The sequence below is a fragment of the Streptomyces sp. H27-C3 genome (assembly GCF_030063415.1).
Lineage (GTDB): Bacteria > Actinomycetota > Actinomycetes > Streptomycetales > Streptomycetaceae > Streptomyces.
In genome coordinates this window covers 111,008-123,788 of record NZ_JASITA010000007.1, presented here as the reverse complement: position 1 = coordinate 123,788, position 12,781 = coordinate 111,008, and the positions used below count along the sequence as shown (strand labels likewise).

Annotated in this window: 14 protein-coding genes; 7 read left to right on the top strand and 7 right to left on the bottom strand. The window is 70.6% G+C overall.

All coding sequences use genetic code 11. The features are described from left to right. The first annotated feature begins 7 nt into the window (after positions 1–7). Positions 8–1,225: a TerD family protein gene (locus QMK30_RS09060; protein WP_283516676.1), complete on the top strand. Its 1,218-nt coding sequence runs from the start codon at positions 8–10 to the stop codon at positions 1,223–1,225. Between the two features lie 19 nt (positions 1,226–1,244). On the opposite strand, the gene QMK30_RS09055 is transcribed toward QMK30_RS09060, so the two are convergent. Further along, entirely contained in the window at positions 1,245–1,472 is a 228-nt protein-coding gene (locus QMK30_RS09055; RefSeq protein ID WP_283516675.1) for a hypothetical protein, read from the bottom strand. Positions 1,473–1,997: 525 nt separating this feature from the next. Between QMK30_RS09055 and QMK30_RS09050 the strand changes: the two genes are divergently transcribed. The 5 genes from QMK30_RS09050 (at position 1,998) to QMK30_RS09030 (ending at position 6,032) form a co-directional block, all read left to right on the top strand. Continuing rightward, on the top strand, positions 1,998–2,891 hold the full coding sequence (locus QMK30_RS09050) for a serine/threonine-protein kinase (RefSeq protein WP_283516674.1): 894 nt from the start codon (positions 1,998–2,000) through the stop codon (positions 2,889–2,891). A 232-nt stretch (positions 2,892–3,123) separates the two neighbouring features. Further along, a complete protein-coding gene (locus QMK30_RS09045) occupies positions 3,124–3,918 on the top strand; it encodes an SDR family NAD(P)-dependent oxidoreductase (RefSeq protein ID WP_283516673.1) in 795 nt (264 codons plus the stop codon). Between the two features lie 224 nt (positions 3,919–4,142). Beyond that, entirely contained in the window at positions 4,143–4,382 is a 240-nt protein-coding gene (locus tag QMK30_RS09040; RefSeq protein WP_283516672.1) for a hypothetical protein, read from the top strand. Between the two features lie 33 nt (positions 4,383–4,415). Further along, the gene (locus QMK30_RS09035) at positions 4,416–5,570 is read left to right on the top strand and encodes a chymotrypsin family serine protease (RefSeq protein ID WP_283516671.1); all 1,155 of its coding nucleotides are present in this window, start codon (positions 4,416–4,418) and stop codon (positions 5,568–5,570) included. A gap of 15 nt (positions 5,571–5,585) precedes the next feature. Continuing rightward, complete coding sequence (locus tag QMK30_RS09030; protein ID WP_283516670.1) at positions 5,586–6,032, top strand: hypothetical protein; 447 nt, start codon at positions 5,586–5,588, stop codon at positions 6,030–6,032. A 138-nt stretch (positions 6,033–6,170) separates the two neighbouring features. Here QMK30_RS09030 and QMK30_RS09025 read toward each other — a convergent pair whose 3' ends face one another. Continuing rightward, positions 6,171–7,649, bottom strand: coding sequence for a hypothetical protein (locus QMK30_RS09025; RefSeq protein ID WP_283516669.1), 1,479 nt, complete (start codon positions 7,647–7,649; stop codon positions 6,171–6,173). Between the two features lie 204 nt (positions 7,650–7,853). Here QMK30_RS09025 and QMK30_RS09020 point away from each other — a divergent pair, with 204 nt between their 5' ends. Next, positions 7,854–9,698, top strand: a complete 1,845-nt coding sequence (locus QMK30_RS09020) for a DUF8508 domain-containing protein (protein ID WP_283516668.1) — start codon at positions 7,854–7,856, stop codon at positions 9,696–9,698. 17 nt (positions 9,699–9,715) lie between these two features. Here the strand turns inward: QMK30_RS09020 and QMK30_RS09015 are convergent, their stop codons facing one another. The 5 genes from QMK30_RS09015 to QMK30_RS08995 all read right to left on the bottom strand — a co-directional run bounded on the left by QMK30_RS09015 (position 9,716) and on the right by QMK30_RS08995 (position 12,694). Then, positions 9,716–9,925, bottom strand: coding sequence for a hypothetical protein (locus QMK30_RS09015; RefSeq protein ID WP_283516667.1), 210 nt, complete (start codon positions 9,923–9,925; stop codon positions 9,716–9,718). 155 nt (positions 9,926–10,080) lie between these two features. After that, the gene (dapD, locus tag QMK30_RS09010; protein ID WP_283516666.1) at positions 10,081–11,070 is read right to left on the bottom strand and encodes a 2,3,4,5-tetrahydropyridine-2,6-dicarboxylate N-succinyltransferase; all 990 of its coding nucleotides are present in this window, start codon (positions 11,068–11,070) and stop codon (positions 10,081–10,083) included. A 9-nt stretch (positions 11,071–11,079) separates the two neighbouring features. Continuing rightward, positions 11,080–11,661 carry a TetR/AcrR family transcriptional regulator gene (locus QMK30_RS09005; protein ID WP_283516665.1) on the bottom strand — a complete coding sequence of 194 codons (582 nt, stop codon included), beginning with the start codon at positions 11,659–11,661 and terminating at the stop codon, positions 11,080–11,082. After that, positions 11,661–11,981 carry a DMT family transporter gene (locus tag QMK30_RS09000; RefSeq protein ID WP_283516664.1) on the bottom strand — a complete coding sequence of 107 codons (321 nt, stop codon included), beginning with the start codon at positions 11,979–11,981 and terminating at the stop codon, positions 11,661–11,663. Before QMK30_RS09000 ends, QMK30_RS09005 begins: the two co-directional genes overlap by 1 nt. Beyond that, positions 11,921–12,694 carry a hypothetical protein gene (locus QMK30_RS08995; RefSeq protein WP_349362055.1) on the bottom strand — a complete coding sequence of 258 codons (774 nt, stop codon included), beginning with the start codon at positions 12,692–12,694 and terminating at the stop codon, positions 11,921–11,923. Before QMK30_RS08995 ends, QMK30_RS09000 begins: the two co-directional genes overlap by 61 nt. Positions 12,695–12,781: the final 87 nt, after the last annotated feature.

Genomic DNA, 12,781 nt, shown 5'->3' with positions numbered 1-12,781 from the left:
CCCTGGCATGACCGCAATGACACCCGGCTCGAACATCCCGCTTTCGACCGCCCGCGTGGCCGTGGACGTCGCCGCTCCGGTGCGGCTCGACGTATCGGGCCTGCTGCTCACCGCCGACGGCAAGGTGCGCTCCGACGACGACTTCATCTTCTTCAACCAGCCTACGGGACCCGGTGTCGTCCACCGGTCCGGCGGCGGCTCGGCGCCCGACGCGATCGTGGTGGACACCTCCGCGGTGCCGGCCGGCATCGAGAAGATCGTGATCACCGCGAGCCCCGACGCCGCGGGCCAGACCTTCCAGGGCATCGAGCCCACCGCCACCGTGCGCAACGCCGACGACGGCAGCGCCCTCGCCACGTTCACCCCGCCGCAGCTCGGCAGCGAAACGGCACTGGTGATCGTGGAGATCTACCTGCGCAACGGCGCCTGGAAGGTGCGCGCGGTCGGCCAGGGTTACGCGAACGGGCTGGCGGGCATCGCCACGGACTTCGGCGTCTCGGTGGACGAGCCCGCCGCCGCAGCCGCTCCGACGCCCGCTCCGGCTGCTCCAGCGGCCCCCTCGGCCCCTCCGGTGGCCGACCCGAGGGTTACCGCCCAGGCGCCTCCCGCGGCCCCTCAGGCGCCGCCTGCGCCCCCTGCCGCGGCCGGCAAGATCAACCTGGACAAGGGGCGGGTCAGCCTCCAGAAGAACCAGACCGTTTCCCTGGTCAAGGGCGGCCGTCCGCTGCTCTCCCAGGTCAAGATGGGGCTCGGCTGGGAGCCCGCCTTCCGGGGCAAGGACATCGACCTGGACGCGTCCGTCATCGCCTACGACGGAAACCGCAAACACCTCGACAGCTGCTACTTCGGCAAGCTCTCGATCCTCAACGGCTCCGTGAAGCACTCCGGTGACAACCTCACCGGTGAGGGCGCGGGCGACGACGAGGTCATCACCGTCGACCTCGGCCGCATCCCCCCGGAGGCGACCGGCCTGGTCTTCACGGTGAACTCGTTCTCCGGCCAGAAGTTCAGCGAGGTCGCCAAGGCCTACTGTCGTCTGCTGGACGCGGCGACCGGCGAGGAGCTGGTGCGCTTCGATCTGACGGGCGCCGAGCCGCAGACGGGCGTGATGATGGCGAAGCTGATCAAGCAGTTCTCGGGGGAATGGGAAATGACCGCGATGGGCGACTTCGCGAAGAGTCGCACCGTTCGCGGCATGGTCAAGCCGGCTGCCCAGGCCCTCTAGCGCTTGCGCGCCGGAGGGACTAGAGCTTCGTCAGCTTGACGAAAGGACTCAGGATGCGGCCCTGTCGCCCCGCGAAGTCGATGAGCACTGCGGCATCTCCCTCGACTGCGACAACCCTCCCAAGTCCGAACTGGTCGTGCGAGACCCGGTCGCCCACATCGAAAACCTCGATCGGTGGGGCGGCCGCGGCCGGGACGTTGAAGGGACTGGACGGCAGGTAACGCCGGGCTCCGGCTGACTTTGTCATTGCTTGAGAGTATGCGCCCCGCGCGCCCGCCACGCCATGCCCGTCCTTGATCACTTGCCCGAGGGCCAGTTCGCACCCCCTCCCGCCACGGTCGACGCCACCATCCGGAACGCCGCGTCCCTCGCCCCGTCGAGGGTGCGGCGACCAGGCATTCCGGACGGGGCGTGACCGCCGCGACACCCTGCGGAATTGGACGATTGCCCCGTCGGCGGTGCGCCCGGAGGCCGTCACACGGCCTTCAATCGGTGTCCCGCTGTTTGCCTTGGCGCGTACGGGCAATTCATTCCTCCGCGAATCCGCCGACCCGCGAGGCACTCGACGGACCGCTGCTCCTGTTCGACCCAAATCCTCCGCACGGAGCAATACGGGCACAACTTTTCGATTCCGACAGCGAGCCGATTCCGAACAGACGCGCGCCGCCATCGAGGCCGCAACCGAGGGGGCGCGGCGCGCGTCGCTCATGGCGTCCGGGAAACTGATCACTGGCAGCAACCGCATCACTGGATCACGCGAGGGGATCACGGCATGGCCGAGCGCGCGGAGTACCGCATCGTCTCGCTGCTCGGCGAGGGCGCGACGGGCCGCGTGGAGCTGGCGCAGGCGGCTTCCGGACAGCTGGTCGCCCTCAAGACCGTGCACCAGCACCTCGCGGCGGAGCGCAGCTTCCGCGAGCTCTTCCGCCGTGAGGCGACCGCCGCGCACGCCGTCGGCGGGCCGTTCACGGCGGCGGTCGTCGACGGCGGGATCGAGAACGGGCAGCCCTGGCTGGCGACCGAGTTCTGCGTGGGCCCCGCCCTCGTCGAGACGGTCACCACACTCGGCCCGCTGGACCCGCCGAGCCTCGGCACCCTCGGTACGGCGCTCACCGTCGCCCTGTCCGCCCTGCACGCCGCGGGACTGGTCCACCGTGAACTCAAACCGGCCCATGTGATCGTCACCCGCGGCGGCCCGAAGGTCATCGGATTCGGCGCCGGATACCCCGAGGACGCCACCGGACCGCTCGGCTTCATCGCCCCGGAACAGCTGATTTCCGGCGCCCAAGTGGGCCCGCCCGCCGATGTGTTCGGGCTCGGCGTGCTGCTGGCCCTGTCCAGCACCGGGCGCAATCCGCACGGCTCGGGCGGCGCCGAGAAGGTGCTCCGGCGCACGCTGCACGAAGCGCCTGATCTGATCGGTGTCCCCGGCGTCCAGTGGCCGGGCTTCATCGCGCACTGCCTCGCCAAGAGCCCCGCGGACCGCCCCAGCGTCCCCGAGGCCCTGGCCTGGTGCGCCGGTCAGGCAGCCCCCGTGCCGTGGTGGGAGGAGGAACCGATGTCCGGGGTGATCCGCGAACACGAGGACGAAGTGACCGAACTTCTCGGTCTCGGTGAATCCGACCCCGAAATCGACGCCGCCACGGACCCGGACTGGCGAGCATGATGCCGGGCTCCGGGATATTCGCGCGACGGGCGATCTTCGCGTAACCGGCCTTTCCTGTCGGCGAGAAGATTCCGTGCGTTGAAGACAGCGGGGTGAAGACAGCGGGGGAATTCGCCGAATTCCGACTCCGCCCATTTCTCCGAATCCGGAAGCCCCAAGTGCGCCACACGGCCCTCTGTCCGGGCGCACCAACGACGGCTGTACATCAACCGAGTTCCGAGAGGCACCGCCGATGAACCCGCCCGCCACCGAACGCCCCGAAGGCCCCGAAAGCCCCGCTCGCCGTGTCCTCGTCAGTGGCGCCTCGCGCGGCCTCGGCCGCGCCGTCGCCCGCGCCTTCGCCGGCAACGGCGACCGCGTCGCCGTCCACTACGGCTCACGGCGCCAGGACGCGCGGCGCACCCTCGACGGTCTCGCCGGTACGGGCCATGTGCTGGTCGGCGGCGACCTCTCGGACCCGGCCGGGGCGGCCGAGGTCGCGGCCCTGGCGGCGGAGGGGCTCGGCGGCATCGACGTCCTGGTGAACAACGCCGCCGTCAACGAGCGGCACCCGCTCGCCGAGACGTCGTACGAGGACTGGGCGGCCGTATGGCAGCGGCATGTGTCCGTCAATCTCCTGGCCACGGCCAATCTCAGCCATCTCGCCGCGCGCCGGATGATCGACCAGGGCGGCGGCGGCCGGATCGTCAACATCGGTTCGCGCGGCGCCTTCCGCGGGGAGCCGGACCACCCGGCGTACGGGGCGACGAAGGCGGCGGTGCACGCGCTGGGCCAGTCGCTGGCGGTGTCGCTGGCCCCGTACGGAATCGGGGTGGCCTCGGTCGCACCGGGGTTCTTCGAGACCGAGCGGGTGGCGCACCGGCTCAGCGGGGCGGAGGGCGCGGCGATCCGGGCGCAGAGCCCGTTCGGCCGGGTGGCGTCGGCGGACGAGGTCGCGTCGGCGGTGCTGTGGCTGGCCTCGCCGGCCGCCGAATGGTCCTCGGGCGCGGTGCTGGACCTCAACGGCGCTTCGCATTTGCGTACTTGAGCGCGAGCGTCACCGGACCTCCCACGAGGCGGCTCTCGGCGTGCCCGACAAGTGGTTCGAAGAATCTTCGTAAAGAAGGTCAACAGGCATGGAACGCCCGTAATCCCAAGATTTAACGCAGAACGCCTTGACCGCAGCCGAAGGCCGCAATAGACATTCCCTACCGGCCCGGGACCGGGGGGAACGTACCCGGGCAGATCCGTACCTGCGGGGGAGGCGAGCCTGTGGATGCCAGGCAGGCCCGCGACCTCCATGAGAGCCGGCTGATGCAGCTGGCCAATGTGACCGGGGTCGGCACCGGGAGGGATGAGCACTCGGGCGTGGACATGATCGTTGTGTTCGTTACGCGCAAAGTGCCCCGCGACCGGCTTCGGACCGAAGACGTGGTGCCACCGGAGCTCGACGGCGTTCCCGTGCGGGTGGTCGCGATCGGCGACGTCCACGCACAGGACGACGAGCTCTGACGCGCCGTAGAACCGGGGAAGAGGTGGTCTGGCATGAGCCAGCCCGAGATGATGCGTGGTCCGACCGGCGGGCAGGTAAGTGACAGTTCCCGCCAGCAGGCAGTGCACGACTTCCTGAATCCGCAGGAACCGCGAACCAATGTGGTCGGCTTCGGCCACGGCGTGAAGTGGAGCAACGGGCAGCCCACCGGCGAGCCGGCCCTGCTCGTCTTCGTGAACCAGAAGGTTCCAGATTCCATGCTTCCGGAGCGGGACCTGATCCCGCGCCGGATGGACGACGGCACCCCGACCGATGTCGTCGCGGTCGGCCATGTCTCCGCGCAGCGCCAGCGGCGTCAGCAGCGCCGCGGCGCCGAGCAGGAGTCCCAGTACCGGCCGGACGGCAGCGTGAGCGAGCAGCTCTCCCAGCTGTCCCAGCCGCAGCTCGAAGAGCTCAGCGGGCTCGGCGCGTTCGAGCCGCAGCTCCTCAAGCGCCGTATGCGTCCGGCGCCCTCCGGCATCTCGGTGGGCAACGTACGCGTGACGGCCGGCACGCTCGGCAGCGTGGTGTACGACTTCCTGCCCGGTGCCACCACCGACCCGCCCGGGTCGGGGCTCGGCACCCCGGCGAAGTTCTACATCCTCAGCAACAACCACGTACTCGCCGACTCCAACAGGGCTCCGGCGGGCGGCGCGATCGTCCAGCCCGGCGTGTTCGACGGCGGGCAGGACCCGGCCGACAGGATCGCGACGCTGGACCGGTTCATCACCATCCAGTTCGCCCCGCAGATCCCGCTGGACCGGCACAACAACGTCGTCGACGCGGCGCTGGGCGCGGTGGACTTCCAGGACGCCACCCGTGAGCAGTACTTCAGCGGCGCGCCGCGCGCCTGGCGGCGCAAGGCCAATGTGGCCGTCGGTGACCTGGTCAAGAAGACCGGCCGTACGACCAACATCAGCTTCGGCCGGATCATCGCGGTCGACGCGACGATCGACGTGAACTACGGGACCGCCGGGACGGCGCGGTTCAAGGACCAGATCCTGACGACGAACATCTCCGCGGGCGGCGACTCCGGTTCGCTGGTCACCTCGCAGGACAACGTCGCCCTCGGCCTGCTCTTCGCGGGCTCCCAGGTCGTGACCGTGGTCAACCACATCGAGACCGTCCGCGCACTGCTGCGCGTCGAAATCGCCGAGCAGCTGGCCTGACAGGAGGAGGCACCCATGACCACCCAGACACGGAAATCATCGCAGAGCCAGGACCGCTCCGCGCACCGCTACCTCAACGCGCAGGGCGCGGAGGTGAAGTCGCGCGAGGAGGCCTTCGCGACACCGATGGACCTCTCGGCGGAAGCCATCTCGACGGCCGCCAAGCTGGAACTGCACAACGGCCAGACCACGTTCGCCATCGAGGTGAAGTACAACCCCAACACCTACCCGCACGTGGTAACGGGCGGTCAGATCACGTCCGGCATCTGCGGCGCCCCGTGGGACATCACGGGCGGCTTCGTCGGCGAGCAGATCAGGCTCGACGCGAAGCGTGCGGGGCAGGGTTCCTGCGCCAACACGATCACGATCGTGGGCGAGTTCCAGAATCCGTCGTCGTACCGGGGTACGTACGGGTTCGACGGGGCGTCGTCCTCGTTCAAGCACACGACGAAGTACCTGTGACGCGTAGTTACGCGCCCACGCACCGAGTACGTGAACCGGCGGGCGGCCGGCTCCATCGGAACCCGCCGCCCGCCCACACGCGCGCGATTCACCGCAACGGCGCAGCCGCGCCCCGCCCCGCCGAGGCGGGGGGGGTGATCAACTCCCGGTGCGCGAGCGGGCCTTGAAGGCCGCCTTACGGGCCTCCTTGGCCGACTTCCGGTCCGGGTGCAGGCGGCCCATCGCCTCCAGCACGTCCGCCGTGGACGGGTGCCGCACCCGCCAGGCCGTGTCGAAGAACCCGCTGTGCTGTCCGGTGAGTCCCGCCACCAGATCCTGGAGCTCGGCCGGCTCGCCGTCCGCGTCGAGCTGGGCCGCGATGGTGTCGATCGCCAGCCAGAAGATCATCGTGTCGGGCGGCGGCGGCACGTCCGACGCGCCGCTCTCGGCGAGCCAGACCCGGGCCAGGCCGCCCAGCTCCACGTCGTCGAGCACCTCGCGCACAGCGGGCTCGGCCTCCGGGCCGACCAGCGAGAGTGCCTGCTGGCTGCGGAGCCTGCGCAGCGGCGCGCCCCGGTCGGCGCCGCGCGCGGCTGCGAGCAACTCCCGTGCCGCGGTGGCCGGTTCGCGGCGGGCGAGCCACAGCACGGTCTCCCCGCGCGCCGAGATCTCCGGGAAGTACGCGATGCCGTCGAGCAGCGTGTCCGCGCCCTTGTCCACGAGGTCACCGACGGCGGGCGCGTCCACGCCCGCTTCGAGCATCCGGGACCTGACCCCGTACAGGCCGAGCGGCGTGAGCCCGACCATCCCGTACCGGGACACGTCCTCCTCGTCGACGGGCGGCTGCGGTACGTCCGGCTCGTCCTCGCCCGCCTCCGCCATCAGCGCCTCGTCCACCGGCCGGTAGACGACGAGCCCGACCGGCTCAAGCATCCGGAACTGGTCGTCGAGCCGCATCATCGCGTCCGACACCTGCTCCAGTACGTCGTCGGTCGGCTCGCCCATGTCGTCGGGCACGATCACCGAAGCGGCGAGCGCCGGCAACGGCACCGGCCCTTCCGCCGCACCTGATGCCACGGTCAGCAGATACAGATTGCCCAGTACGCCCTCCAGGAAATCGGCCTCCGCCTCCGGGTCCCACTCCAGTGCCCCGAAGTCGATCTCGCCGTCCTCGTCGATGACCTCGGCGAGGTCCTCCAGGACGGGCGCGGTCGCGTCGGCGAATACGGCGTCGAGGGCGTCGAGCCAGACCGCGAGGATGTCCTGCGGGCTTCCGGAGGTGAGCGTCGCCAGGTTCTCGCCGGCCGTGACCGTGCCGGTCGCGTCCGACTGGGCGGCGCCCGCTTCCCCGTCCTCGTCGGCGTCCGTGATGTCGACCAGGCCCGTGTCGACGGCGATCCGCCAGGCCTCGCTCGCGTCCGCGGCGCCGTCCTCGTCGCCGGCGAGGCCGAGGTGCTCGGCCGCGGCGGGCAGTTGCTCGTCGGCGAGCTCGCCGCCCGCTCCGACCCGGGTCGCGGGCCCGGCCCAGCGGGCGAGCAGGGCGGCGCGCGCGAGCAGCGGGGAGGCGAGCGCCTCGCGTGCCAGCTCGGCTTCGGAGTGCAGCCGCACCGGCGGCAGGGAGGGGCGGTCTCCGGACATCTGGTGATTCTCCTCGGGGCATGCGGCTCGGGCGGCCCCCAGCGTAGACGTATTTGCCCCCATGCCACCTGGTTCATCTACCGGCCGTGAGCCGTACACCCGACGACCCTTGACAACACCTGGGCCGACACAAGAGATTGACGCGCGTAGACCCTTGTTCGTCCACCCTTCTCGCACTCACTCACACCCTCCCGGAGTCTCGTGATGACTGCCCGTTCCTCCCTCCCCAGGTCCGCCGCCGTCGCGGCCGTGGTCGCCGCCGCGTTGGCAGGAGGCCTGCTCGCGGCCTCGTCATCGGCCTCCGCGTCCGGCGCCGCCGACGGGACGCGGATCCACGACATCCAGGGCAGCACCCGGATATCCCCGCTCGTGGGACAGCAGGTCACCGACGTCACCGGGATCGTCACGGGGGTGCGGACGTACGGCTCGAAGGGCTTCTGGTTCCAGGACCCGCGGGCCGACCGCTCCGCCGCCACCAGCGAGGGCATCTTCGTCTTCACCAGCTCCGCGCCGACGGTCGCCGTGGGTGACGCGGTGAATGTGTCGGGCACGGTCGGCGAGTACGTTCCGGGCGGAGCCACCTCCGGCAATCAGTCGCTCACCCAGATCGCGAAGCCCACGGTGTCCGTGACGTCGTCCGGCAACGCGGTGCCCGCGCCGGTCGCCCTCTCCTCGAAGTCCGTCCCTTCGGCGTACGCCCCGGACGGCGACCCGGCGGCGGGCGGCAGCATCAACGCGCTGCCGCTGCGGCCCCGCAAGTACGCCCTGGACTTCTACGAGTCGCTGGAGGGCAGCAATGTCCGCGTCGGCAGCTCGCGAGTGGTCGGCGCGACCGACGCGTACAACGAGCTGTGGATCTCGGTGAAGCCGCACGAGAACGCGAGCCGGCGCGGCGGGGTGGTCTACGGCTCGTACTCCGCACAGAACACCGGCCGGATCCAGATCCAGCAGCTCGCCCCGGTCGCCCAGCAGCCTTTCCCGAAGGCCGATGTGGGTGACGTGCTCTCCGGCAGGACCGAAGGGCCACTGGACTTCAACCAGTTCGGCGGCTACACCCTGACGGCCCGCACGCTCGGCACGGTCACCGACTTCGGCCAGGTGCGCGAGGCGACCCGGGAGCAGCGCGGCGGTGAGCTGGCGGTGGCGACGTACAACGTCGAGAACCTCGACCCGAGCGACCCGAGGGAGAAGTTCGACGCCCTCGCCGCGGCGGTCGTCGACAACCTGGCCTCCCCCGACATCCTCGCCCTGGAGGAGATCCAGGACAACAACGGCGCGAAGAACGACGGCACAGTGGCCGCCGACGAGACGCTGCGGAAGTTCATCACGGCGATCACGGCGGCGGGCGGTCCGGCGTACGAGTGGCGGAGCATCGACCCGGTCGACAAGAAGGACGGCGGGGAGCCCGGCGGCAACATCCGCCAGGTCTTCCTCTTCAACCCCGAGCGGGTCTCCTTCACCGCACGCCCGGGCGGCGACGCGGTGACGCCGACCGGTGTCGTACGGGAGAAGGGCCGCGCGGCCCTGACGCTCTCCCCCGGCCGTATCGACCCGGCGAACGCCGCGTGGAACAACAGCCGCAAGCCGCTCGCCGGTGAGTTCACCTTCCGCGGCCGTACGGTCTTCCTGATCGCCAACCACTTCGGTTCCAAGGGCGGTGACGAGAGTCTGGTCTCGCACCACCAGCCGCCGGTGCGGGGCTCGGAGGTCAAGCGTCTTGAGCAGGCGAAGTCGGTCAACGCCTTCGTCAAGGACATCCTCAAGGCCCAGCGCGACGCCGATGTCCTGGTCCTGGGCGACATCAACGACTTCGAGTTCTCCGCGACGACGAAGGCGCTCACGGACGGCGGGGCGCTGTACCCCGCCGTCAAGTCACTGCCGAAGTCCGAGCGTTACAGCTACGTCTACCAGGGCAACAGCCAGGTGCTCGACCAGATCCTGACCAGCCCGTCGATCGACGACTTCGCCTACGACAGCGTGCACATCAACGCGGAGTTCGCCGACCAGAACAGCGACCACGACCCGCAGGTGCTGCGCTTCCGCCCGTGACCGGCGCCCGCTGACCGCTACGGCGCGGTGTGCCAGGCGGTCACGGTGAACTCGTCCAGGATCCGCATCTCGTCCTCCAGCGGGAACTTCCGCGCCTTCCCGCCGGGGGTGGGGGTCGGCGACGGTTCGCCCTCACCGTCGGGCACCACGAGACTGCCGCACCCCGTCAGGGCAAGCACTCCGGCGAGCAACAGTGCGGCCGGGCGCCCGGCTCCTCGTATGTCCATGACAGCTGCTCCCCCATGTGCGGCCCGCGGTTTCGCCTGGGTAATCATTCCAGACCACTGCCCCCGGGGGCCGGGACCGCCGGGACGACCGACAACGACTGCGGCCCGCACCGGAGCAACACCGGTGCGGGCCGCGGAAGTTGCGCGCAGTGTGGCTAGTTGTGGCTGTGCAGGACGTCGTTGAGCCCGCCCCAGACCGCGTTGTTGGGCCGGGCCTCGACCGTGCCGGACACCGAGTTGCGGCGGAAGAGGATGTTGCTCGCGCCGGACAGCTCGCGCGCCTTGACGATCTGGCCGTCGGGCAGCGTGATGCGGGTGCCCGCCGTCACGTAGAGACCCGCCTCGACGACGCACTCGTCACCGAGGGCGATGCCGACGCCCGCCTCGGCGCCGATCAGGCAGCGCTCACCGATGGTGATGCGCTCCTTGCCGCCGCCGGAGAGGGTGCCCATGGTGGACGCGCCGCCGCCGATGTCGGAGCCGTCGCCGACGATGACTCCGGCGGAGATGCGGCCCTCGACCATGGAGGTGCCGAGCGTGCCGGCGTTGAAGTTGACGAAGCCCTCGTGCATCACCGTGGTGCCGGCGGCGAGGTGCGCGCCGAGGCGGACCCGGTCCGCGTCGGCGATCCGGACGCCCTTGGGGGCGACGTAGTCCGTCATCCGGGGGAACTTGTCGATCGAGGTGACCTGGAGGTGCAGCCCCTCGGCGCGGGCGTTCAGTCGGACCTTCTCGACGTCGTCGACGGCGACCGGGCCCAGCGAGGTCCAGGCGACGTTGGCGAGGAGCCCGAAGACGCCGTCCAGGTTCTGGCCGTGCGGCAGCACCAGGCGGTGCGAGAGGAGGTGCAGGCGCAGGTACGCGTCGTGCGCGTCCAGCGGCTTGTCGTCGAGCGAGGCAATGACCGTACGGACGGCGACGACCTCGACGCCCCGGCGGGCGTCGGGACCGAGAGCCTTGGGCGCGGCCTGGCCGAGCAGCTCCGCGGCCCGCTCGGCGGAGAGCCGTGTGGTGCCCGCGGGGCCGGGCTCGGCGACGAGCTCGGGCGCCGGGAACCAGGTGTCGAGGACGGTGCCGTCTTCGGTGAGGGTGGCGAGTCCGGCGGCGACGGCGCCGGTGGTGCGAGTAGCAGTCGAATCGGTCATGGCCGAACGCTAACCGGGAGGGGTACGCGGAGGCGAACCGGTCCCGGATGCCGGGCGCGGAATCAGCCGGGCGAGCATCTCGCGGGCGTAGGCCTCGTCGTACCTGGCGCCGGTCAGCAGCACCTGGAGGCAGATCCCGTCCATCAGTGCGACCAGCGCACGGGCGGTCACCGGATCGGTGCGCCGGGCCAGCACTTCGGCCACCCCCTCGCACCACTCGGCGGCGACCGGACGCAGCGCGGGCCGGCGCAGCGCGGCCAGATAGAGCTCGTACTCCAGTTCCACACCGGTTTGGTCCCCGGAGAGCCACTCCCCGAGCAGCGCGGCGAGTTCGGCCGCGACATCGACCCCGGGGTCGTCGAACGCGCCGCGGGCGCTGACCGCCTTGGCGAAGCCCTCGTTGGCCTGGCGCAGTGCGGCGACCATCAGTTCGTCGAGGGTCTTGAAGTGGTACGTCGTCGAGCCGAGCGGCACATCGGCCTCGGCGGCGGCGGACCGGTGGCTCAGGCCCGCGATACCCTTGCTGCCCACCAGCCGGATCGCGGCGTCGATGATGCGCTGGCGGCGCTCGGGGTCGTATCGGCGGGCCATCAGCGCGCGCCCCCGGCGTTGAGCAGGACGACACCGCCGATGACCAGGGCGATGCCCGCCAGCTTGACCGCGTTCGCCGACTCGCCCAGGAAGAACATGCCGATGGCGGCGACGGCGGCCGTGCCGACGCCGGCCCAGATCGCGTAGGCGGTGCCGACGGGCATCGTCTTGAGGGTCTGGGCGAGGAGGGTGAAGGCGAGCAGATAGCCCGCGACCGTTCCGAGCGAGGGCCACAGCTTACTGAAGCCCCCGCTGTACTTCATGGCCGTGGTCCCGGCCACTTCCGCCGCGATGGCCGCGGCCAGCAGTGCATAAGGCATGCGTACGAGTGTACACATCGTTGCGTACGCCCGTACACAAAGCAGCTCCGTCCCGCTCGCTCCGTCACGGCGAACCAGACCGCCCGCGTTTTCTTCAGCTCGGGATGAGGCAGGTCCTTGGCCTCCGTGCCGTCGCCGTACCAGTCCGTCGAGCCACTGTCCGTGATCAACTGCACGCGGGCGCCCGGCACTTCGAGGTCCGGCACGTGCACGACGCACTCCCAGCCGCCCGGATCACTCGTCGGCAGGTCCATGACCCGGACCGGGGCGTGGTCCGCGATGCCGTCCCAGGAGTAGAGGGCGTACGGGTCGGTGTTGTCGTCGGCCGCGTAGGAGCCGGCCACGATCAGGAACTGGTCGGCGGAATTCTTGCGCAGGTCGCGGATGCTCAGCCCGCCCAGCCCGGACTCCCCTCGCCCGTACAGGCGCAGCACGTTCGTCTCGTCGTCGGCGACGACGACATGGCCGCCGCCGACATCGACCGCGGCCGAGGCGTCGCACGCGTGCGTGAAGTAGCGGGTGTCGGAGGCGTGCTGGACAACGCCGGATCCCGCGTAGTGCAGCGTCGTCGCGGACATCCGCCCGCCGAGCCCCGTGACCCGCAGCGTGAGATCGCAGTAGCCCACGCCTCGTGCGCGGACGCTGATCCGCCGGCTGACCCCGCGGCCGCCGACGGTGACGTTGCCCCCGAGGTCGTAAGGCTGTTGGTCCACAAACCTAGGCCCGCACGTCCATGAGCAGAATGTCTGCGCAGCCACAGTCTCCGTTCCGCGCCCGGCGCCCACCCGCTACGGTGTACC